23 protein-coding genes are annotated in these 21,370 nt (G+C 46.3%); 7 read left to right on the top strand and 16 right to left on the bottom strand.

Translation table 11 applies throughout. From position 1 onward, the window contains the following. Positions 1-28: 28 nt before the first annotated feature. A complete protein-coding gene (locus JNUCC31_RS06100; RefSeq protein ID WP_192269544.1) occupies positions 29-1,027 on the bottom strand; it encodes a sensor domain-containing diguanylate cyclase in 999 nt (332 codons plus the stop codon). A gap of 29 nt (positions 1,028-1,056) precedes the next feature. Beyond that, entirely contained in the window at positions 1,057-1,863 is an 807-nt protein-coding gene (locus tag JNUCC31_RS06105) for an alpha/beta fold hydrolase (RefSeq protein WP_192269547.1), read from the bottom strand. Positions 1,864-2,111: 248 nt separating this feature from the next. Here JNUCC31_RS06105 and JNUCC31_RS06110 point away from each other — a divergent pair, with 248 nt between their 5' ends. Together JNUCC31_RS06110 and JNUCC31_RS06115 are read left to right on the top strand one after the other, a co-directional pair. Next, positions 2,112-2,762 carry a hypothetical protein gene (locus JNUCC31_RS06110; RefSeq protein WP_192269550.1) on the top strand — a complete coding sequence of 217 codons (651 nt, stop codon included), beginning with the start codon at positions 2,112-2,114 and terminating at the stop codon, positions 2,760-2,762. 34 nt (positions 2,763-2,796) lie between these two features. After that, positions 2,797-3,354 carry a DUF1697 domain-containing protein gene (locus JNUCC31_RS06115; protein ID WP_192269553.1) on the top strand — a complete coding sequence of 186 codons (558 nt, stop codon included), beginning with the start codon at positions 2,797-2,799 and terminating at the stop codon, positions 3,352-3,354. A gap of 168 nt (positions 3,355-3,522) precedes the next feature. On the opposite strand, the gene JNUCC31_RS06120 is transcribed toward JNUCC31_RS06115, so the two are convergent. The 3 genes from JNUCC31_RS06120 to JNUCC31_RS06130 all read right to left on the bottom strand — a co-directional run bounded on the left by JNUCC31_RS06120 (position 3,523) and on the right by JNUCC31_RS06130 (position 4,896). Next, on the bottom strand, positions 3,523-3,966 hold the full coding sequence (locus JNUCC31_RS06120) for an Hsp20/alpha crystallin family protein (RefSeq protein WP_192269556.1): 444 nt from the start codon (positions 3,964-3,966) through the stop codon (positions 3,523-3,525). Between the two features lie 287 nt (positions 3,967-4,253). Further along, positions 4,254-4,697, bottom strand: a complete 444-nt coding sequence (locus JNUCC31_RS06125) for a hypothetical protein (RefSeq protein WP_192269559.1) — start codon at positions 4,695-4,697, stop codon at positions 4,254-4,256. Further along, positions 4,678-4,896, bottom strand: a complete 219-nt coding sequence (locus JNUCC31_RS06130) for a helix-turn-helix transcriptional regulator (protein ID WP_062325685.1) — start codon at positions 4,894-4,896, stop codon at positions 4,678-4,680. The genes JNUCC31_RS06125 and JNUCC31_RS06130 overlap by 20 nt, the downstream gene beginning before the upstream one ends. Before the next feature lie 255 nt (positions 4,897-5,151). Here JNUCC31_RS06130 and JNUCC31_RS06135 point away from each other — a divergent pair, with 255 nt between their 5' ends. Next, a complete protein-coding gene (locus tag JNUCC31_RS06135; RefSeq protein WP_228469539.1) occupies positions 5,152-6,738 on the top strand; it encodes a choice-of-anchor I domain-containing protein in 1,587 nt (528 codons plus the stop codon). 113 nt (positions 6,739-6,851) lie between these two features. Here the strand turns inward: JNUCC31_RS06135 and JNUCC31_RS33155 are convergent, their stop codons facing one another. After that, entirely contained in the window at positions 6,852-7,013 is a 162-nt protein-coding gene (locus tag JNUCC31_RS33155) for a hypothetical protein (protein ID WP_228469540.1), read from the bottom strand. 307 nt (positions 7,014-7,320) lie between these two features. Between JNUCC31_RS33155 and JNUCC31_RS06145 the strand changes: the two genes are divergently transcribed. Both JNUCC31_RS06145 and JNUCC31_RS06150 read left to right on the top strand, forming a co-directional pair. Then, the gene (locus tag JNUCC31_RS06145) at positions 7,321-8,973 is read left to right on the top strand and encodes an alkaline phosphatase (RefSeq protein WP_228469541.1); all 1,653 of its coding nucleotides are present in this window, start codon (positions 7,321-7,323) and stop codon (positions 8,971-8,973) included. Between the two features lie 265 nt (positions 8,974-9,238). Further along, positions 9,239-9,604: a VOC family protein gene (locus JNUCC31_RS06150; RefSeq protein ID WP_192269562.1), complete on the top strand. Its 366-nt coding sequence runs from the start codon at positions 9,239-9,241 to the stop codon at positions 9,602-9,604. 54 nt (positions 9,605-9,658) lie between these two features. Here the strand turns inward: JNUCC31_RS06150 and JNUCC31_RS06155 are convergent, their stop codons facing one another. The 8 genes from JNUCC31_RS06155 to JNUCC31_RS06190 all read right to left on the bottom strand — a co-directional run bounded on the left by JNUCC31_RS06155 (position 9,659) and on the right by JNUCC31_RS06190 (position 17,595). Next, a complete protein-coding gene (locus JNUCC31_RS06155; RefSeq protein WP_192272807.1) occupies positions 9,659-10,867 on the bottom strand; it encodes a GNAT family N-acetyltransferase in 1,209 nt (402 codons plus the stop codon). 269 nt (positions 10,868-11,136) lie between these two features. Next, positions 11,137-12,618, bottom strand: coding sequence for a methyl-accepting chemotaxis protein (locus JNUCC31_RS06160; protein ID WP_192269565.1), 1,482 nt, complete (start codon positions 12,616-12,618; stop codon positions 11,137-11,139). Between the two features lie 356 nt (positions 12,619-12,974). Next, on the bottom strand, positions 12,975-14,027 hold the full coding sequence (locus JNUCC31_RS06165) for a pectate lyase family protein (RefSeq protein ID WP_192269568.1): 1,053 nt from the start codon (positions 14,025-14,027) through the stop codon (positions 12,975-12,977). Positions 14,028-14,225: 198 nt separating this feature from the next. Further along, the gene (locus tag JNUCC31_RS06170; RefSeq protein ID WP_192269571.1) at positions 14,226-15,365 is read right to left on the bottom strand and encodes a DUF4179 domain-containing protein; all 1,140 of its coding nucleotides are present in this window, start codon (positions 15,363-15,365) and stop codon (positions 14,226-14,228) included. Continuing rightward, positions 15,355-15,903 (bottom strand): RNA polymerase sigma factor, encoded by a 549-nt coding sequence (locus JNUCC31_RS06175; protein ID WP_228469542.1) that lies wholly within the window; start codon positions 15,901-15,903, stop codon positions 15,355-15,357. Before JNUCC31_RS06175 ends, JNUCC31_RS06170 begins: the two co-directional genes overlap by 11 nt. A gap of 141 nt (positions 15,904-16,044) precedes the next feature. After that, the gene (locus JNUCC31_RS06180) at positions 16,045-16,371 is read right to left on the bottom strand and encodes a hypothetical protein (protein WP_192269574.1); all 327 of its coding nucleotides are present in this window, start codon (positions 16,369-16,371) and stop codon (positions 16,045-16,047) included. A gap of 35 nt (positions 16,372-16,406) precedes the next feature. Then, positions 16,407-17,033 carry an SMI1/KNR4 family protein gene (locus JNUCC31_RS06185; protein WP_192269577.1) on the bottom strand — a complete coding sequence of 209 codons (627 nt, stop codon included), beginning with the start codon at positions 17,031-17,033 and terminating at the stop codon, positions 16,407-16,409. A gap of 112 nt (positions 17,034-17,145) precedes the next feature. After that, a complete protein-coding gene (locus JNUCC31_RS06190; RefSeq protein WP_192269580.1) occupies positions 17,146-17,595 on the bottom strand; it encodes a DUF6386 family protein in 450 nt (149 codons plus the stop codon). Positions 17,596-17,848: 253 nt separating this feature from the next. Between JNUCC31_RS06190 and JNUCC31_RS06195 the strand changes: the two genes are divergently transcribed. Next, positions 17,849-18,226, top strand: coding sequence for a PilZ domain-containing protein (locus tag JNUCC31_RS06195; RefSeq protein WP_192269583.1), 378 nt, complete (start codon positions 17,849-17,851; stop codon positions 18,224-18,226). A gap of 57 nt (positions 18,227-18,283) precedes the next feature. Here JNUCC31_RS06195 and JNUCC31_RS06200 read toward each other — a convergent pair whose 3' ends face one another. Both JNUCC31_RS06200 and JNUCC31_RS06205 read right to left on the bottom strand, forming a co-directional pair. After that, positions 18,284-19,630: a uracil/xanthine transporter gene (locus JNUCC31_RS06200; RefSeq protein ID WP_192269586.1), complete on the bottom strand. Its 1,347-nt coding sequence runs from the start codon at positions 19,628-19,630 to the stop codon at positions 18,284-18,286. Then, positions 19,627-20,211, bottom strand: coding sequence for an ankyrin repeat domain-containing protein (locus JNUCC31_RS06205; protein WP_192269589.1), 585 nt, complete (start codon positions 20,209-20,211; stop codon positions 19,627-19,629). The genes JNUCC31_RS06200 and JNUCC31_RS06205 overlap by 4 nt, the downstream gene beginning before the upstream one ends. A 185-nt stretch (positions 20,212-20,396) precedes the next feature. Between JNUCC31_RS06205 and JNUCC31_RS06210 the strand changes: the two genes are divergently transcribed. Beyond that, positions 20,397-21,290 carry a LysR family transcriptional regulator gene (locus JNUCC31_RS06210; protein ID WP_192269592.1) on the top strand — a complete coding sequence of 298 codons (894 nt, stop codon included), beginning with the start codon at positions 20,397-20,399 and terminating at the stop codon, positions 21,288-21,290. Positions 21,291-21,370 lie beyond the last annotated feature (80 nt).

Raw genomic sequence — 21,370 nt, forward strand, 5'->3', positions numbered from 1 at the left:
GAGTATTATATCGACAACTATCATTCAATTATGAAGGATTAATATCACTACTCGCTGCTTCAGCCGCAAGTGTCACTCGATTTCTCCCACCCGTTTTGGAGGCATATAGCGCCTGGTCCGCTTTTTGAAACAAAGACTGATCGGTATCTTCCTGCGTAACCGTAGCCACTCCAATACTCACTGTAATGTTATACTCTCCCCAATCGGCAGAGGCCACCTGTGAACGGTATCTCTCCGCAGTAGCCACGGCCTGCTCTCCGGCACAATCCGCAAGAATAATGACAAATTCCTCTCCGCCATATCGCGCCACCACATCCGTGATCCTTGACACCGATTGCAGCAAACCGGCTAGATTGCCCAGCACCAGATCTCCAATCGGGTGTCCGTACGTATCATTGATCCTTTTGAAATGATCAATATCAATGACCAGAAGGGAGAAAGGACGCTGCGTTTCCCGGAACAGTGCCAGGTTTTCCAGCATTTTATCCTGAAAAAACCTGCGGTTCTTGAGACCGGTAAGCAAATCCGTCGAGGCCATCGTCTCCAATTGATCATTCACTTTCATAAGCGCCTGCTGCTTCACTTTGTATTCTTCATGCAGCCGCTCAAGCTCCTTGTTCGCTTCGTGGGTGGCTTGATACAACTCCTGCAGCTTCGTTTTGGTATTCAAAATATCCTTCTCATGCTCAATTCGCTTGCGCATGATAACCACAACACAATCGATTACGCTTTCTCCGTTGCGGCTCTGACGAACCCCGTTCAGAAGAACCGGAACATCCTGCTGATCGCTGGTGCGAAACGAGAAGTACATCTCATCCACATGCCCATATAACTGAATATAGGGGTAGAAATACGTAAGGAAGAAAAGCTTGTTGGTCACCGACATGGTGGACTCGATATGCCGTCCCAGCAGCTCATTGCGTTCATATCCCAGCATGGTCAGCATGGTTTGGTTAATGGATTGAATGATTCCCGAATCAGCGATCGAGAAGTAGCCACAGGGAGCCACATCTAATTGATTATCCATGAAATAGTTGCCTTTCCTCTCACTATACTTTACACGCTCTGCAAATAGTCTTTAATGAAACGGCTTGTCTCTCCAGGCTGACTCAGATGTGGATAATGCCCCTTCGCGGTCATCTGCTGAAGCCTGCTGTTCTTCAAGTGTGCATGCAAGTAATCCCCGACTTCAACGGGAGCAATGCTGTCATCCGAGCATTGAAGTATCAGCGTAGGCACTGAAGCCCGCTCCAATTCATCCCGACAATCCGAGAAAAACGTCACCTCTGCAAATTGTCTGGCAATATGCGGATCTCTTGAGCAGAAACTCTTCTCCAACTCGTCCGTCAGCTCTTTCCGTTCCGGATTCTGCATCACGATCGGAGCAAGATAACTGGCCCACCCAATAAAGTTCATCTGCATCATTTCCAGCAGTTCATCGATGTCGCGCCGGTCGAAACCGCCATAATAGTTTGGAGGATCATTAACATAACGCGGAGAAGGACCCAACATGACAATATGTCTAAAATAATTCGATGCCTGGATAGATGCGAGCATGCCAATCATACTGCTGACAGAATGCCCGACAAATATGGCGTCTCTCAGGTTGAGCGCTTCCATAATCTCCAGCACGTCCTGTGCATATCCTTGGAGACTGCTGTATTTAACAGCATCATAATAATCAATTTGAGATTGGCCAGAGCCTACATAATCAAATAAAACGACACGATAGTTATCCATGAAACTCGGAACGATATAACGCCACATATCCTGGTCACATCCAAAACCATGGGCAAAAATAATCGTTTGACTGCCTGAACCGAGTACCTTCACGTTATTGCGTACAAGTACATCAACCGTCATACCAATCACCTCTCTGAGGTTATATCCTTTTGTTTGATTCTATCTGGTTATTATATCGGAAATTGTTGAGAGATGGATAAAAAATATTAATTTTTCCAGTTCAGACGGTAATTTAAACTTATCAATATTAATATCAACTCAACCCAACTCCAGGGTGTAAGCTTTTCCCATTTTGATATATGATAATGCTTGTGATCGGTAATCACATCTAACCGCATGATATGAAGCAACAGGAGGAGATAGACACCATGCACCAACTGAAAGCCGCCTTAACCCGGTTTGTGGAACAGCAAGACTTATATAATGAAGCTTATGGGCTTTTCAAAAACCATGATCTGCGTCCTCGCGAACAACATCGCCAGCCGGACGTGGACGAACGAATCCCGCTCTCTCCCGAGCTACAATATCTGTACAGTCACTACGAGATGATGGATGAACAGGCCCAAGGCACACTCAAAATGAAAAATGCAGCCGTTGAAATTGGTGATGCAGCTCTAATCTCATTTGTCGCACCTGAACATCTCCATCGTCAGCAACTAGGTTACCGCTGGATTGGCATGAACGAACCTTATGAGGAGTCTGCCTCTTGGCATAAAAATCATGTCGTGATCGCGAATTATAACGATGATCCATTAATCGTGGATACAGCAACGCCGAACTCGCCGGTATATGCAGCCTTTTCGGGTGGAGAACCGAACCGTATCGCTGATTCATTGTCTGACTTTTTCACTGCGCTTTCTATTCTAATAGAAACTGCACGGAACTATGCTGGGGAAGTGAAGGACGAAGAAACTTATGAGACGAAGTCCGAATATCTAGAACGTGTGGAACCTGTATTAAATGATTTGCTGGGAGAAGAGCATACTGCACATTTATTTGAGTATTTGTCATTTCGTTAAACTGAAGGATAACACAGATACGGAGGGTTGAATCATGATCTACGTTGCTTTGCTTCGTGGTATTAATGTGGGCGGGAATAACAAAATCAACATGAAACAATTGAAAGAAACATTCGAACAAGCGGGCATGCTGGATGTCGTCACATATATCAACTCGGGCAATATTATCTTTGCCGATCATCAGGAACGCATGAATGCGAATACGGAATTATCCCAAATTCTTGAACAAGCCATAGCTGTTGATTTTAGCTTACAGATCAAGGTGATGGTGCGTAATCTGGATGAAATCCGTACTGTTATTCAAGCGTTGCCGGACGAGTGGACCAACGATGCGACCGCCAAAAGTGATGTCATGTTTCTTTGGGATGAGGTGAATGACATTTCCGTTCTGGACAAACTGCCGATCAAACCAGAGATCGGCACACTGCTGTATGTTCCCGGAGCCATTTTGTATTCGGTCAGCAAAGAAGATGCGAGTAAAAGTGGCATGAACAAGCTCGTAGGATCCAAGGTCTATGCCTATATGACGGTTAGAAACGTGAATACCACACGTAAGATCTATACACTAATGCAGGCAGCAGCGGAGAAATAAATCGGACCAAGATGAATTATACCGTGTAGCTTGTGCAATCAGACAGATATCAATTTAAAGTGAACATCCCTCACTAAAAAGCATGCAGAAAGCATCTTAAACGATGTCTCCTGCATGCTTTTGCCATGTAGAGAAGCTATTTTCTTTTCTACGCATATTAGTCATTTATTAGTCAATCAGAATGCGTCTGCGAGGTTGATTATCTCCAGGACGTTTCGGAATTTCGAGCTTCAGCACACCATCTTCCAATCTGGCCTTAATGTGCTCCTCATCAATATGATCCACATAGAAACGCCGGATAAATTCGCCTGAACGGCGTTCCTGCCGAATGATTCGATTGGAATCATCCTTCTGCTCAACCATTTCATTACGTTTGGCACGAATGATCAATTCATTACCTTCGACCTGAATGTCTATATCCTCTTTGGCGATGCCCGGAAGTTCGGCTTCTACCGAATATTTGTCTTTTTCCTCACGAATGTCGGTCCGAAATGGCTGGGAGCCAGTTCCGAAAGGTGAGAGGAATGGGGATTCAACCATGTCATTGAAGGATTTCAACATGTGTCCGAACAGGTCTTCATTTCGTTTACGAAACGGAATCAGATCAAACATGAAAATCAGCTCCTTATGTGTGGTTGGTTTATTGTTGTTGCTTACATTGATTATTATAATACCGGTATTAAGAAGGCTCAAAGTCCGTAAAAGGCGAAAAAAAACGATTTTTTCGCATGATTGTTTATCATTCAAAAATAGATTCTTTTTGCTTTTATTTTGACCTTTTTTGACCTTGTGACTTTATTTGACCATATTTACCGAACCAACCTGCTAAGGAACTGGTTTGATTGTTTCTCTTACCCAGCATGATGATGACACCCATGACAACCACCAAGGGGGCATTTTTACATTTTTTTCGCGTAATAATTGAACAGGAAGATGCCCAGCCCAATTTGAAAAATGAAAACACTCGCCAGTACAGTCACGACAATCGGTTCTACACCGAACAGACTAAATAGCACGGTTACGGCCATCAGAATATAAAAAATAGTAATGTTTGTTTTCCAGCCTGCTTTTTCCTTCAACCGAATGGTGCGTTCATCTTGAACATCGATCTCCTTCTGTCTCAATCGCTCAGCATACATTGCCTGATTAGTAGACTTGTTCATCCATATGGAATGCACCGTATTGCCAAGCCCCAGAACCAGAAGCACCGAACCTGAACCGATCAACAAACCCGAGACTCCGCTTAATGCTTCACCTCTCAGAGCAAATCCACCAATACATGTCATAACCAGACCTGCCAATGTCAGTAGTACGTGCACCCACTTATTGGTTGCTTTCATCATCCTGCTCCTCCTCGTAAATGAAAATTTCTTCGATGCTCATGTCAAAATAACGGGCAATTTTGAATGCAAGAATAATGGAAGGATTGTAACGACCGTTCTCCAATGATCCGATCGTCTGTCTGGACACCTCCAATCTGTCGGCAAGTTCCTCCTGCTTGATTCCATTTTTCTTTCGAATTTCTTCCAGTCTGTTTTTCAATATAATAGCTCCTTCAAAAATGGAAAGTTAACTTTCCGTAAATATATCAAGATTCATTCAAGATGTAAAGCCAGCTTTCCATTTCAGGGATTTGTTGATTTCCCGCTATCTCAGCTGTTATTCAGTTGAAAATCGTTCCTGTTTACGATTTTACACAACTCACTTTGTGTTTTTACTCTTCCGTAACATTTCATCCCTATACTAAAACAATTGTACATACCATCACACACGAAACGGTAAAGGGGATCTAGAACATTGAAAAAGAGAAATCAATGGCTCGCCGTTATGTCCATGACAACCATACTCACTATAGGAGCAACAAGCTACACGCCCATGGCCAATGCGGCTAACACACTTGAACCTGCTAACGATCATGTCGTACTGCGAACAGCGATACAAAATATGCAGGGAAAAGTCACTTGGGACGGAAGCAAGCAAAGGGTCGATATTCAGCTAGGAGGCATACAGGCACACCTCCCTGTCGGAACAGCCACAGCCACTATTAACGGTGTAAAAACTCCACTGGACAGCAAAAGCTATATCGCCAATGGAACAACGTATGTATCTCCCAAAACGCTAAATCTAATCACGAATCAATTGATCCTGAAGCAAAATAAAACCGGATTTGAACAGACTGCGGCCTTTCAGATGCCCGGAGGCAAAGCTGAAATATCAGCCTCTACTCCTGATGGTCAACGTCTGTTGGTAACCGAAGCGGACAATGGCAGCATTTCCGTGCTGGATATTGCAGACCTGAATAACATCAACGTTTTGAAGACCGTCAGCTTCCATGACCTCTCCGCCAAAGCGGAAGTAACGAGCGTAACGGTATCCAAGGATGGCAAATATGGGCTTGCCGTGATTCGTACAGGCGATACGGACACTGAAGCCAATAAGGGATTGCTGGCGATTGTTGACCTCACAACCTACAAAACCGTGAAGACGTATGAACTTGGCATCGGGCCAGACTCCATCGCGTTGTCACCTGACGGCCTGCATGCAGTTATTGCCATTGAGGATGAAGAACTTAACAAAGCCGCCGATGAGATTGATTATGCCAATGCGAAGCGTCCAGGCAGCATCATGATTGTATCTTTTGCTGGCGGAAACGTACTTGAAGGTGAGATCACCAGCTTGCCGGTATCCCTGGAAAATGTAGCTGGAGCAAGCTATCCGCATGATCCACAACCAGAGTATGTTGCCATTAGTCCGGACAGCAAGACAGCAGCCGTAACGTTGCAGGAGAACAATGTCATTGCCGTTGTTGATCTGCAGACAAAGAAAATCAGCTCGATCTTTTCGTTAGGCACCACTTCACATCAAGCCGATCTGAAAGATGACGGCATTGTTAAATTTACGGAGAGTTTAACCGCTCGTTATGAACCGGATGGTATTGCTTTCTCTGCTGATGGCAAATACCTGCTGACCGCCAATGAAGGTGATTTGGGCAAAGATGAATTTGACGATGGTGTAAAAGCAGGCGGACGCAATATTGCGGTCTGGGATCTGCAGGGCAAGCGGATGTACGACAGCCAGAACCTCATTGACGAAGCAACGGCCAAGGTTGGCTTGTACCCGGATGACCGCAGTCCCAATAAAGGCAGTGAAGTTGAGAATTTGACAGTAGCAACGATCGAAGGCAAGACTTACGCCGCTGTGGCCTCCGAACGGGCAGATGCCATTTTGTTCTTCGATCTTGCTGATCCGGTAAATCCGGCTTACCTCGGGCTTATCCCCACTGCTGGTGAATCGCCGGAAGGTATCCATCGGGTTAATGGGCGCAGCCTGTTTGTAAGCGCGGACGAGAGCACAGGGACACTTAGTTTTTTCGCAAAAAAATAGGTCAAGCAATCTTTAGGTAGAAAGAATTAGCTTCGCAACCATAAATAAAAAGGACAAGAGAGCATTACATGCTTTCTTGTCCTTTTTATTTTACTGACTCCTATATGCCGGACTTATTCCGCTGCTATACCGTCCGCATGTCCTGTATAAAAGTCCATATCCGCTCCATGTGGTGCGCCAAGCAACGTTTGCAACCGTTCGGAGATGACACCAGGCTGTGTGCCCCATGCAAAACGGTATGCATATACCGGAGGTTGTCCCTCCTCACTGGTCAAACGTTCAGCTACACGCTCTGCATTAAAACCTGCATAAGCCTCGCTGCCGTATTTCAGGGCTGCAGCTACTGCTCCGCCTTGTTCTTATCGGTAAACTTTGTTCCATCGTCAATCGATGGAACAAAGCCGGTACAGGTATTGCCCGAGAGAACGGTTCCAACCTTACTATTCATTTTTTTGATTCGATTTCTTCTCTCTAATCGTAAACTTTACATTTAGTTAATCCAGTGCATACGCTCACTTATCATTCATTGTATACACTGGGTTTTGGATACCAAACTATACATATTATTAGGAGGATGTGTTCATGTTAAACCGATTCAATACCCGTGCGGCCAAAATGATGCTCGCGGTAACGACGATTGTTACGGCTACGCTGGGAGGCAGTAGTGCAGCTTGGGCTGTGGAAGACACCATCTCAACACCTTCTAGTTCACCAATCAAAAATGTCATCATACTCATTCCTGACGGTATGGCTAACGATGCCACCGCTCTGGCCCGTTGGTACAAGGGTTCCTCTCTTACATTGGACTCCATGGCTAGCGGCATGGTTCGTACTCACTCTGCGGATGCGGCGATTGCGGACTCAGCCCCTGCGGGTACAGCCTTTGCCACAGGTCACAAATCACATACAGGATATGTCGGAGTGCTGCCGGATAAAGCGACAATGCCTGGACAAAAGGCCATCGCCCCGGGAGATGCCAAGAAACCGGTCGCTTCTATCCTCGAAGCATCCAGACTGGCAGGCAAAGCAACTGGCATTATTGCGACATCCGAAATTATGCACGCTACACCGGCTGACTTCTCGGCCCATTATCCGGATCGTAAAAACTATGATGCGCTGAGCAAACAGCAGGTCTATAACGGTATGGACGTTGCTCTTGGCGGAGGAAGCAGTTATCTGGAGCCTGCGGGACGTAAAGATGGTGAAAATCTCGTCACTTCCATCAAAGCACTGGGCTATGACTATGTGACTACTCCGTCAGCTATGAAAGCTTCCACTTCAGGCAAGCTGTGGGGCATGTTTGCCCCGGCAGGCATGGCCTATAACATGGATCGTGATCCAGCAAAACAGCCAAGCCTCGCCGAGATGACGGCAAAAGCCATTGAAGTTCTCTCCAAAGACGACGACGGCTTCTTCCTGATGGTCGAAGGCAGCAAAGTGGACTGGGCAGCCCATGCCAACGATCCAATCGGCATTATCAGTGATGTGCTGGCATTTGACGATGCTGTGAAAGTAGCCATGGATTTTGCCAAAAAAGATCAAGAAACGGTCGTTGTTGCTGTCACGGATCACCAGAACGGTGGATTGACTATCGGTAACGCCTCCACTACAGGCACTTACGATAAAGAGCCGTTGTCCACATTTATCGGACCTTTGAAAAAGGCCAAGCTGACAGGCGAAGGCGTGGAGTCCAAGCTCAATGCCAAACGTACCAATATCAAAGCTGTGATGAAGCAATACTATGGCATTACCGACCTGACTTCCGAGGAAATTGCGGCCATCAAAGCGGCCAGCCCAGGAAGCCTCAATTATACGGTTGGACCGATGATCAGCAAACGTTCGGGCATCGGCTGGACCACTGGCGGTCATACGGGCGGAGACGTTGTACTGTATACGTATGCTCCGAACAATGATCGACCTTTTGGTGTCATCGACAACACAGATGTGGCCAAATACATGGCACGCGTGCTGGACCTTGACCTCGACAGCGTAAGCAAACAATTGTTTGTGCCCGCCAAACAGGCTTTTACTGCCAAAGGAGCAACGTACAAGCTCGATCTGACGGATGCCAAAAATCCGAAGATCCTCGTAACCAAGGGCAACACCAAGCTGGAGCTGCAAATCTACAAAAACGTAGCACTCGTGAACGGCAAAAAGACAACCCTGGATGGCGTGATTGTCTACAATGGCGTAGAAGCCTTTGTGCCACAGGATGCAATTGATCTGATTCAATAAAAAAAGAAAAGTGCCCGTTCACTGTGAACGGCACTCTTAGCCAAGCTGCCCGAGAATATTCTCGGGCAGCTTTTTTGAATTCAATTTTAAACTGCTGGGCAAGAGCCTGAATTCCAATAAACACCTCAACAACACGTCACCACTTTCGCAAGCTGCTCTTGTCACTGCTCAAACCTTTCGTTGTCTTGGTAGGCCCATGCACAGGCTTATCGTATAATAAGTATAACGTTTATGAATATTGACGCCATAAAGGAGAGATTCACCTATGTTGATCAGACTAAACTGGATCACACTACGGGTACGCGATCTGGAAGCTTCGCTCCAGTTCTACCACGGTATGCTGGGGCTGCCGATTCAGCGCAGATTCGAAAGCCGTGGACGGCAGATTGCCATGCTGGGCCCGGAAAATGAAACAAAGCTGGAACTGATTGAGAGCAGCGAGACCACTCTCAAGCCAGAGGCCGGTGTTTCAATTGGCTATGAGGTAAGGTCATTGGACGAAGCCATGGAGCAGCTCGCTACATTAGGCATCCCGATTGCACGAGGCCCCGTTCAGCCCAATCCGCATCTGCGGTTTATTTACATTGCCGACCCAGATGGCTTCGATGTGCAATTGGCAGAACATGCATGATTAAAGCGCGAGCATGATGGGGAGCTGGTGTGTCAGCCTGCTGATTACGCATGTTTACAGCTTCATCCGACGCATCAGCGGCACACCCACGCGGTTCAAAAGCCGTTCAAGCAGCAGCCAGCACCAGTGTCTGCCCCAGGGCAGATGGCGCTCATATACGGCCGAATACTCGAATTCCGACACAGCACCACGGTTGCGCTTGAACTGAGCAGCACCTGCACTCTCATGCAGCAGAAGTCCGTTCTCACGGGCCTGGCCAATCAGGCAAGCTGACAGCATGCGGTACAGCCCGATGGATTGGGGTATCGCCGTATCGTAACCAAACAACGGCGTTGTCATCACCCCATTTCGACAGAAGTATCCCATAACCGCATCTATACGCCCTTCCTTCCGCAGACCATACAAGGTCAGTGCTCCAGAAGCTTTTGCTGTAGCAATGAACTGTTCACTGAATTGCGGATTATCATAAGAGTATTTTTCAAGGTATAGCAGCTTATACAGTTCCGCGATTCGTGGAATATCTTCCTCCGTCAGATTCGCTTCAGAAACGAATTCATATCCGTGCTTGGTCAACAATTCGTGATCCCGCTTCAGCAGCCAGCGTGACTTCGCATTGCCAAAATTCGGATCATTCGCCCGGTACAGATAGATTTGCCGGCTCGGAATCAGTTGACAGCCTGCTTGCTTCAGTTCTTCCGTCAGATCAGAGTGAAGCCCTGGGCACAAGGAGCGAAATACGACGGCATGCTCAGGATAACGTTCCCTTACTGCTGCAAGCAGACAAACCGCCTGCTCACCGGACATGGCTGGATACAGGTTTGTTGATAACAGCCAGTTGTTGATATGTACAACCTTGTTTATTTGTGATTGCTGCATTCCCCACCCCACCACACTGAGCAGCGCGGAAAGCCCTTTTTCCAGCAACGGCTTCCGAAGCAGCATTAACTCCTGCTTGGCATACCGTACATAATGCGTATAAGGAGAACAAACGTAAGAATTGTCATATTCCGCCTCATTTACCGTCAACGGAAAAATGAGATCGTCGATCCGGGCGATGAGCAGGGTTGTGCTTACGTTTATCATGAAGTCCCGCGTCCCTTGCATCACCATGGGCTCCAAATATGCTCTTGCATATCTGCCGTCCTCCGTGTTAGGCCAGTCCATATCTTCGAGCGAATTCCGATCATAGAAACGAACGCGTCTATCGCGATTTTTATCCTTCGCTGGATCTGTACGATCACGGCTATCCGTCCTTTTTTCCATTACTGCATTCTTCACGTTCTGCTCCCCCAATTACCCAAACTTCCTGCCATCGATCATTTTACAAATTCTTCTTCCTCCCATTATAGTGGGCCTGGATGAACATCCACAATGGTTTCGTTGTCAACAGCCAGAGAGAGATCCCATCCAAAAAACAACCAAGCCTGCCCCCACATCATGGTTGGAGACAGGCTCAGTAACTGAACTTCGAATATAAATTGGTGTAATCAGATGACTCCGATGCAGTTGGCCAGCTTCAGCCTTGCTTTATTTTACAGCGTAACAGTAGTAGAACGTACCTCGTTCTTGTCCGATACCAACTCGTTCAGGTTCACAATCAGCTGCTCCAGTTCTCCGAAGCTGTCCACCATCTTCTGGGTCAGATTGCGCTGTTCTTCCATACTGGCAAGAATTTCTTCCGTTGCAGCACTTGATTGCTGGGTCACACTTGAAATTTCCGAAACCTCATTAACCACTTTTGTAGAAGATTCTCTCATAGTAACTGAACTGCTCTCGATATCTGCGGCCTGATTCAATACTTGCTGCGAATTGCTGTTGATCGTACGGAAAACCTCTTCTGCCGTTTCAACACTGTCTTTCCCTGCTTGCAAAGCGAGGCGAATGCGTTCGAATCGATCCGTCAACGCCTGAGTCTGTCCTTTCAAACGGAACAAAATGGCTGCAATATCATTGGCAGATTGACCCGAGTGTTCCGCCAGCTTGCGAACTTCCTCCGACACGACTGCAAACCCGCGTCCGTGCTCTCCTGCACGCGCTGCTTCAATCGCTGCATTAAGCGCAAGCAGATTCGTCTGATTTGCAATATCCGAGATGCTGTTCAGCATTAGAGACATGGACTCACTTTCCTCGTTAAACTTGCTCATATCGCTGGCTGTGGTATCAATCGTTTCATACAGCTCCTGCATCTGAACATTCAGTTGATCCATCTGTTCGCTGCCTTTTTCTGTGCTTGTTGCCATGCTCGCAGACAGTTCTTTCATCTGATGCGAGTATGAAGCTACATCGCGGATATGCTGATCCGACAAGGACAAGGACTCTGAAATTTCAGCCACACTGGTGGCCTGGAATTCAACCCCTTTGGCCACCTCGCTGAATCCAAGCGTTACTTCATGGGTAATGGAACCGGTGTCAGTTACTTTTTGCTTCAATTGATCCGTATAACGAGACAGGCCCTCTACGGATTCTTTGACCCGTACAAGCATTGTTTCCACTCGCATTTTGGAATGCTCCACCTCTTGCCAACGTGCTTCGCTATCCCAAAAGAGTCTTTGATTCAACTGAGAAACCATCATCAGAATGGCTCCTGTAAGTGCAAACAATCCTACATCAACAATATGGCCAATAAACTCCTCGGAGCTCTTCGTCTCCACCAGAACAACCTGAAGAATACTAATGGCAAGCAGCACGAGAAATCCGGTTGTGAACAGTTTCTTGTCAGGATAGAGCAATAACACTGAGGTGATGACCAGACTTAAAGTGATGTTAACACTTCCCCAGCCTGCATAAACTCCACAAACCGTAATCAGGAGTGTACACAGCCAGGGGATCACATGGATATATTTCTTTTTGACGTTGGCGTAGGTTACCCAACCAGTGAATAAAATAGCTACCCCATTCGAAACGAGCAGCTTGGGTTCCAGAAAGGCCATACCAAAACCGATGGCAACAATAACCCACAGGATGATACAGATCAGCTTGTTCCTTTTCCAGATGATTTCATCATAACGATTCATGAATTTCCCGTCCTTTTTATCAATTAAATACCATGGTGAAACATTTCATGTACTATCTTTTATCAGTCTATGGTCCTTGCTTATACTTAAATCGCAAAATCCTAGGGCTTTGTTATAGTACATTAGGTCTTCATAAACATGAAAACACACTTAATGTATATCGGATTTTTATTATAAATTTTTAATATATGCAGGAATATAATATGTACTAATATTTCAGATATTTTATTCAGTCTTCACCATAGTAAAAACCCGCATCAGGGATACGGGCTTTCACATGCTAATCTATTCAATCCACATGATCATTGGGGACCATGGGTTCTAATCTGTTATTCCAGAAGGAGATCAGCTACCTTTTATTTCCCGAACACAAGTGTGGTGTTAGACGAACCTGCATACTTGGTGACAAATTCGCGTGCGTAACTGGCTGTTTGAACTTCATAGCTGTAGTTGGAGCTTGGCCTCCAGTTCGTTTTCGGAGAAGACGGGCTGCTCAGCGCAGGCGTACTGCCTGTATCCGTAAATTCCCCTTTACCTTTATCGTCCAGAATTCCGCCTTTTTCAGCGCCAGCACCGAAATAGTTATTTTCAGAATAAATGCGTGCCTTTTCACCAATCGTAATGGCCTGGTTAAAATTGTTGGCGTAATTGTTTTTAATATGGAAATAACCGTATCTCATAAGACCAGGACCACGTACATACAGATTTTCAAAGTAGTTATTCGCCATGGTTACATGAGGTACACCATTATAGCTGCTGTTGCCATCATTCGGATATCCGAGAATAATTCCGTATTTGTGATTTGCAAATTTGGAATTGCTGATTGTAATATAATCTGCCCGATCCCCGATGTACAGGAGCTTGTCCAGATCACTGCCGCTGGAGCTATAGCTGTGGCCGGAGAACGTCACGTGATCGATCCAGTAGTTGGTACCTGAAGTAATATACATTTGAATATCGTCGTTGGCGTTAATATTGGAAGCGTGTTCAAAAGTTAGATTCTGAAAAATAACATTGCTTGAGCTGGATGTGGATCTGAAATGAATGTTCGTCAGTGTATGTTTACCAAAGGAACCTACGAGCGTTTTGTTCGATCCGAATTCGACCTTTTGCAGCGTAGAGGAAGAAATATTTTGTTCAATGACCAGTATTTTAGCCGTAGTGCCTGCCATATGTGTTCTCAGATCATTCAGATTGCTGATGTAGATGACCTGACCGTTCTTCCCACCTGTCGTGGCTGATTTGGAAGCACCACTCTCATTTTTGGCGTTACCGGCAAACCCCGTTAAACCATTCGTGCCTGTATTGGGATAACTGGCCGCACCATATGTAGCTGGCGCAGTAGAGACCGTAGAGACTGTCAACAATAACAGGGTTACAGCGAGTAGAAGAATCGAAAATTTCTTCAAATTTTCACCATCCTTTATAATTTTTTCCTGAAATACAAGTAGATTATATCGTGTAACATCGGATGTGACAATACAAAAATTGCAATTTAACTGTTATTCTTATTTTTTTGCAACAGCAGTCCCCGTAAAAGAAAAATGAAAAGACGACCCAAAGTCATCCGCTAAAACCATGACTTTGTATCGCCCTTCCTCTGAAACCTATTTGATTTTCAGTTCCAGCATATGTTTCTCGGCTTCCTGCAAATCATCGTAAACTTTGCCCGGTTCACCGTGAAGTTTTAATACGAGGGATTGTGGGTCATCCAGCAGATTACTACTGAAGGAATAGGTCATCCCATCTTCCGTCCCATTACCTGACACTCTGGACAACTTGGTCTTCTGCCCATCCTTGGTGGTGGATATAATCTCGGTGGGGCTCACCATATCACTGATCGATATTTTGGTTTTATAATCCATTTTTTGACCAGGTTCATAGATAAACCTTACCCTTGTCACAAGCGGCGACACCTCTGCTTCAGATAACATCACCTTATGACCCCCAATCGTAAATAACTGATTAAGTTTGATCTTCTCTGTCTTGGATACCGAAAATTTAGGATCCAGATCGAAGCTCACTTCCATCGGTTTCGAAAATTGGTATTTGGTATCTTTTTTAACCTTATTCGTGTCAGCCAACAGATCAGGGACTACAGATGAAATGCGAAAATCGAACCTCACTTGTTCAGGAAGTGGTGTATCACCATCCATTTCAACGGTGCTGCGTCCGTAAAGTGTATACTTTCCATTTGGGGTGTACAGGCTGCTTATACCGCTATAGCCAAGCGATTGGTTCGTCATGCCATTGACCATACTCGTTTTGGGAACTGAATATATTTCCTGGGAAGCATCCGTCTGGGCTGTGTACAATACGATCATCTTGTTTTCATCCGCCATCACTGCATTGACGGTTAACTGATATATTCCTGACTTCACAGAACGATTCACGAGCTGCACATAACCATTGTTAATTGCGGATGCAATCGTGTTGCCGTCTACATCTTTTCCAGCCAACTCCCGAAAAGGTTCAAGATCTCCCCAATTCTGTACAGGCGGGCTGTACATTGCCTGTTGTAGTGTAGAACCAAGTGGACCCATTAGCAGCCAACCGGCTGCCAGAGCTGTTACGAGCACTGCAGTAATCCACTTTAATTGCACATGACCTGTCATTCGCCGAGTTCTTGCCTTTGCCAGACCTCGCTGAATGGCAAACGCCGTGTCTGCCGGATTCAATTGCTGTCTCTCCAGCTTAGCCTGGGAAGCATCTGCGAAAAGTGCCTGTTCCTCCGGACTAGTTGTCATGCCAATCCCCCCTGTTCTTCATCTGTTTCCGTAACAGTTCCAACCCTTTATGCTGCCAGGTCTTGATGGTGCCCTCCGGTTTGCCGAGAATGGAGGCAATCTCAATCGACGTCATGTCATTATAGTATTTCAGCAGTAATACATGGCGGTATTTCGGTTTGATTTTCTCAAGCATGGACCACATCGCAAGTCTGTTGTCGTTAAATCTGACAATTGCAGACTCGGCTATCTCCTCCTCCAACCCTTCATTGGGCAGTAGCGTGGACCGTTTGCGACGTCTTTGTTCATCAATGCACACGTAGATCAGAATACGAATAATCCACGATTTGAACGCCTTCTCATTTTTCAGAGAGCGACGCTTGATCCAGGCCCGGCATGTCATCTCCTGCACGGCTTCGAGCGCATCGTGACGATTACGCAGGTAACTGTAGGCAATGGAGATCAGCGTGTCCTGATGCTCCATGATGGATTGGACAAATGCCGTCTCGTCTTCGCTCTGTACAAACATCATCTTTTTCATCTCGGCTTTGGTTTCCACCCCGCAATCCCCTCCTTCTCTCTCTTTCTGTGGTTTAAGACGGATGAACAAGCCAAACCGTTTTTTATTTATTTTCCATCACAAAAAAAGCCCCGCCTAATCCTGAGGAGGAAGCTCTTGTATTGATTTTCACATCATTATTTAAAGTTCAAACCATTCCAGCTCAGTGTCATCCTGATTCGTCGCTGCTCCCATCTGTCTCAGCCAGATTGCCGCGAATTCACCTCCTGCATGAAACAGACAATAGATGTATAACTCTCCCTCCACAATCTCATCCATTCCCGCTGCCACTTCAATCGAGACTTGTAGAACTTCAGGCCAGGACGAACCCTCCTGAAGCAACGCAAACCCGTCTTCATAATGCTCCAGTTTATACAAGTCGGAGAAGGTTAAGGAGTCCGCCAGTCGCTTCATAACCCCTGGTAAAATGACAGGATTTGTTGTTCTGATGCCATATTCCCAGCCCACATGGTACCTCCTTCATCCTAAAGGTTAGCGAAGAATTACTGCTCTTGCTCAATCAACTCATTGATCGAGCGGTCCAGCCATAATTCATACCAATCCAGAAAACCCAGCCGCTCCGGGTTGCCCATATAATGATCGGGATAAATTCCATTACTGTTCGCCCGATCATCGGTCCAAATCTCTCCATAGGAAGATCCCTTCACGATCAGATTGAGTGACACACCACAGCCAAAATCACTGATTCGCAGCATCCCTGCCGACCATTTCGGATCATAATAGTCATGTTCAAGCGCTGCCCACTCGTCCTCTTCCTTACTGTCATCGTACCAGTCCACATCCCAATTCCAGGATTCCACATGTGGGAACGGCTCGGAAATGGCATTCAACTCATCCTCATAATCCATCACCAGATACACGCCGTTCTCAGGTTTTTCCAACCCATAATAAGGACCTGTTCCGCCACTTCCAATTACAAGCAAAAAAGCTTGATACGCTTCAGGCAGTTCTATCTTCCATTCCCGTTCAAATGCCTTAATTTTGTCCAGTGTCCATACCGGGGCCATTTCATATTGATGATTTTCCGCCCCAAACAGATTCCGCTCCGGGTCCATAATTTTGATTTTCTCCAATTTTTGCCGTATGCGTTCCAGTTGGGATTTATACATATCCGCATGCCTCCTTCAATCTGCTCCTAAAAGGGACCATGTCCCGCCCTCGGTGACCTGTCTCTATTTCATAATTCGCAAATGAATCTTGTTCACTCGCGTACCTATAGCGTTAGATTCGAATCAAGTCACTCAAACGATTCTCACTTTGCAGACTGGGCTTGATGGCAATCGAAATTTGATTATCCTCCTTCGTTACCCTGCACGCATAATTTCCGGGTTCCAGCTGGAGCAGCTTACCCCCGCACGACTCATCGGGCTCCAGCTCGCCTCCAGTGACATCCTCCGCAGCTCCCAGATACACATGACCGGAAGGAACCCGGATATAGTATACCTCTGCCGTCCCCACTTCCTTAACCGAATCATCCAGACTCCATTGCACCTCATACTGTCCATCTTCACCCAGGTTCAGAAACAAAACGTTACCTGCATTTACCTCAGTCAGTTCATCCTCTGCAATAGACCACCAGTCTGGTGTGTCTTCCATCCGATGCTTAAGCGCCGCCAGATCATACAGGCACAATGCTGCCGTATCCGTAAAGACTTCAAATTTCCCGTTCATTCTACGTCTCCCCTTCCTTATTTAAAATAATATCCGCCCTCTTCCCCTCTGATCCGCATGAGATAATCAGAACCCTATCCAACCATTATATCAAGCCCGGCAAACGGGTTAAAGGAACACAAGAGCTATCTCAGTTCATGTTGTATATGAGGTTAATAGAAGCTGTTTGCAAACAAGAGCTCACCTCTTCATTTTAATAGCAAAATGGACGATATAATCATAACTGACTTTTTTTGATTTTGTGGAGGAAACTATGTCAATCAACCTTAGAAGAGAACCTTTCCGCTATACTTTAAAAGAACCCATAACGTTTGAAATCTTCATACTCAGCATTAACGGAGTATCTGCACCATCCAAACCCATTCAGGCGGAATTATGCGATATCAGCCGATCCGGCTGCCAGCTTTCGTTTCCGTTAAACCTGCATGTCGAGTCCAATGAAATTCGGATCGGCATGAATTTGCTGCTTTTTGAAGACCCCTTATATTTGGAAGGGACATTGCGCTGGGGCAAAGAAGAGAATAACCAATGGCATTACGGTGTACAGCTTGAGATTCCGGAAGGTAATCACGAGCGTTTATCCAGAGAGATGAGAATGCTTGCGGGACAGGGCAGAATTATGGTGAAGTAAACTTGGGCAAAACCTAAAAAACAGCCCAAAATATGGACTGTTTCAATAAATCAACGTTTAGGCAGCTTTGCTGGCCGGAGCTGTATGCTCCATTTTGGACCAGTTCACCGTGGTTTCAAGCAAAAGTGACACCACGACCCCGATGACGAGTCCATTGCTAATGATCGGTATAAGATACATAGGCAAGGACTGAAAGGCTTCAGCAGGGATGTTCATTACAGCAACACCTGTGAGAACAGGCAATGCTACACGATAAATGGTTTTGGAGTTAAAGGTTGTTCCCTCAAGTGTTCTTAACGCCGTCCCGAACATTTGCAGATAGGCTACAAATAGCACCGCACTGCCTACACTGGGAGGGATTTGTGCAAAGAAGGCCGTCACTGGGGGTGTAAGACCCAAAACACATAACATACCCGCTCCCACGACAAACGCAGCACGACGCAGAATACGAGTGCTCTCCAGGAATCCAATGGAAGAAGCAAACAGACCAAATGGCAGTACACCTGCACACGCGGATAACATGGAGAACAATCCAGTCAGCATATACGAACGTTTATATTGTTGATCTGACGTCCGCACCCCGTATATTTTTTCTACTGAACTTAGCGTTGTGATCGAGTTGGTCATATTGACGAGCCCGACGAAGAAAGCGGTAATTACAATCCCCGGCTCCCACGCAGGTTTCCCCCAAGGAAATAGAGAAATCGAGCTTCCTCCAGCATGACTTGATAACCCGGCATGCTGACCAGGGAACACAAGACTGTAGGCAATCCATCCCGTCACGATGCCAATCAGGATGGAATAGTTACCGAGCTTGCCTCTTCCCTTAAGCTGAATCAAAGCGACGAGAAACGCAATAGCAACGGACAAAGCCGCTACAGGCAGGTTGAATGAGCCAAACTCGGTGTATCCAATCATGCCTTTAAAAAAATTCATGGTCAACTGGATCGTCATCAGAAACAACATCGCACTCTTGACCATGGGTGTGAACAGCTGCTGAAGCACATGCGCCGCTCCCAGCCCGCCAAGGATCATCATCGTTAGGCCGGCTAACAGAAAACCCGCAGCCAGTCCTCCCCCAATACGCTCCAGACTCATCCCTGCCGAGGATGCCGAGACTGTTAAGCTTAGTGTCAGTCCCCACCATAACCCTGAAGGACCATCCATGACTGCATAACGATGCCCGAATATTGCCTGTAATATGCACACGACTCCAGTAAGTAAAAAAGCATGCTGCATGGATGCAGCGATGGCATCCGGTGATAGATGAAAGTTATGCCCAATCGATAACGGAACTACTACGGTGTTGGTAAACAAAAAGAAGAACCACTGAATGCCTGCCAGTGCAAGCGATGATACTCCCTTTATATGGTTTTGCAGCGTTTTCTCTTGATGTCTGTTCATGATTGAGTTAACATTCGCTCCATTTCTATATAATGATGCCTGCGAGCATGTTCAAGTGCGGTAACCCCTTCCCGGTCAGCGATGAACGGATCGGCGCCATGCTGCAAAAGTAACGCAACGATCTGCTGGTGGCGAGAGCCGCCATCTCCCAGAATGACCGCTTCCAGTAGGGCGGTCCATTCCAGATTGTTGATATGATTCACATCCACATCGGTGGAGGTCAGGAGGATTTCCACAATATCAACATGACCTCGATCTGAAGCAGGGATCAGTGCTGTACCTCCAAACCGATTCGTAAGCCTGGTATTCGCCCCAGCTTTGACCGCCAGTTCAACCACTTCACATAACCCTTCCGCACTCGCGTACAATAGTGGATTATCCAGTCGTTGATCCCTAATATTGATATCCGCCCCGGCGTTAATAAGCATACCGACCGTCTCTATCTTGTTGCCGTGCACCGCAGCCATCAGAGGCGTCCGTCCAAGCGCATCCCGAGCATTCAATCCGGTTCCCCGTGTGATAAACCGAAGTACATCATCGGTATGTCCAGCTTCAGCAGCCGCATGTATCGTTTTAAACACGAAGCCCTCACCCTCCAATTCAAGCTCACCCTCATGGCTCATGTTCTATATGTCATAATCACAAACTGTTGTATTAAGTGTTTAAACCTAATGTATGTTAACATGGGATGAGAGTATATTCAAAATACATGTTTTGTTGGTTTCCCATATGATAAACATATACATTGCAGCAAAGGAGAACATTCTTGGATATTAAACAATGTCGTTATTTCATTGCCATTGCCGAGGAGCGACAGATCACAGCTGCTGCTCGAAGGTTGCATATGGCTCAGCCTCCTTTAAGCCAGCAGCTCAAGCTGATGGAAGAAGAGCTCGGCGTGATTTTGTTTGAACGCAAAGGGCGCAGTATGGAGCTGACGCAGGCGGGTCGAAGCTTCTATGATTATGCGGTTACGATGACCAAATATATGGAAGAGGCTGTTATGGAGATGCAGAGTTTTCGCTATGGTATTCGGGGCAAGTTGTCGCTTGGGATTAATACCATTTCAGATCGTCTGATCCCGCAAGCACTTCAGCAGTTTCGGATGACTCATCCCCAGGTTACCTATAAAATTCAACAAAATGAATCCTCCCAGCTCTGTCAGCTCTTGAGTGAAGGCAAAATTGAACTGGCCTGTGTACGAATGCCCGTCAAGACAGAACAATATGAGGTGTTACATCTTCCGCAGGAAGCTCTCTTTTACATTTCTTCCACACCGCTGGAGGCAGCGGATGAGACCGGGACTTATTTTGAAACGCTGGCCAACATCCCTCTCTTGCTGCCCAGTACCGAAGGGCTTGGAATGTTCGAACTGATTCTGGATAAATTCCGTGAGCATCACGTAAATCCTTCCATTACGGGAGAATGCTCGGATATTAACATGTTGCTAGAGCTTGTCCGTCTCGGCTTCGCGAGTTCCATCGTGCCCCATACGGTACTGCAGCTATATCACGAGCACCCTTTCCATGTTTACCGTATACAGGATGTACAATCCACCGTAGGATCTGCACTTGTGTGGCATCGCAATCGCCATCTGTCCAAGCCTGCGCAGCACTTTGTGCAGCTGGTTCAGCAGCTGCTTCCTTCTCGTCAGGTATAACATCCAGCGGATATCTTCCATGAAGAATATCGCCCATATATACAAAAAAGCAGCAGCCTTGCCGGAATTCCATCCGGAAA

Origin of the sequence: Paenibacillus sp. JNUCC-31, assembly GCF_014844075.1 — a bacterium.
In the GTDB taxonomy this organism is placed as follows: domain Bacteria; phylum Bacillota; class Bacilli; order Paenibacillales; family Paenibacillaceae; genus Paenibacillus.

What these genes read in the sequence shown, in the direction of transcription:
- JNUCC31_RS06195 (WP_192269583.1), top strand. Translation starts at nt 17,849, where the DNA reads ATGTCAATCAACCTTAGAAGAGAACCTTTCCGCTATACTTTAAAAGAA.
- JNUCC31_RS06120 (WP_192269556.1), bottom strand. Translation starts at nt 3,966, where the DNA reads ATGTTTGATCTGATTCCGTTTCGTAAACGAAATGAAGACCTGTTCGGA.
- JNUCC31_RS06100 (WP_192269544.1), bottom strand. Translation starts at nt 1,027, where the DNA reads ATGGATAATCAATTAGATGTGGCTCCCTGTGGCTACTTCTCGATCGCT.
- JNUCC31_RS06190 (WP_192269580.1), bottom strand. Translation starts at nt 17,595, where the DNA reads ATGAACGGGAAATTTGAAGTCTTTACGGATACGGCAGCATTGTGCCTG.
- JNUCC31_RS06185 (WP_192269577.1), bottom strand. Translation starts at nt 17,033, where the DNA reads ATGTATAAATCCCAACTGGAACGCATACGGCAAAAATTGGAGAAAATC.
- JNUCC31_RS06105 (WP_192269547.1), bottom strand. Translation starts at nt 1,863, where the DNA reads ATGACGGTTGATGTACTTGTACGCAATAACGTGAAGGTACTCGGTTCA.
- JNUCC31_RS06170 (WP_192269571.1), bottom strand. Translation starts at nt 15,365, where the DNA reads ATGACAACTAGTCCGGAGGAACAGGCACTTTTCGCAGATGCTTCCCAG.
- JNUCC31_RS06110 (WP_192269550.1), top strand. Translation starts at nt 2,112, where the DNA reads ATGCACCAACTGAAAGCCGCCTTAACCCGGTTTGTGGAACAGCAAGAC.
- JNUCC31_RS06200 (WP_192269586.1), bottom strand. Translation starts at nt 19,630, where the DNA reads ATGAACAGACATCAAGAGAAAACGCTGCAAAACCATATAAAGGGAGTA.
- JNUCC31_RS06150 (WP_192269562.1), top strand. Translation starts at nt 9,239, where the DNA reads ATGTTGATCAGACTAAACTGGATCACACTACGGGTACGCGATCTGGAA.
- JNUCC31_RS06145 (WP_228469541.1), top strand. Translation starts at nt 7,321, where the DNA reads ATGTTAAACCGATTCAATACCCGTGCGGCCAAAATGATGCTCGCGGTA.
- JNUCC31_RS06160 (WP_192269565.1), bottom strand. Translation starts at nt 12,618, where the DNA reads ATGAATCGTTATGATGAAATCATCTGGAAAAGGAACAAGCTGATCTGT.
- JNUCC31_RS06155 (WP_192272807.1), bottom strand. Translation starts at nt 10,867, where the DNA reads ATGGAAAAAAGGACGGATAGCCGTGATCGTACAGATCCAGCGAAGGAT.
- JNUCC31_RS06115 (WP_192269553.1), top strand. Translation starts at nt 2,797, where the DNA reads ATGATCTACGTTGCTTTGCTTCGTGGTATTAATGTGGGCGGGAATAAC.
- JNUCC31_RS06125 (WP_192269559.1), bottom strand. Translation starts at nt 4,697, where the DNA reads ATGATGAAAGCAACCAATAAGTGGGTGCACGTACTACTGACATTGGCA.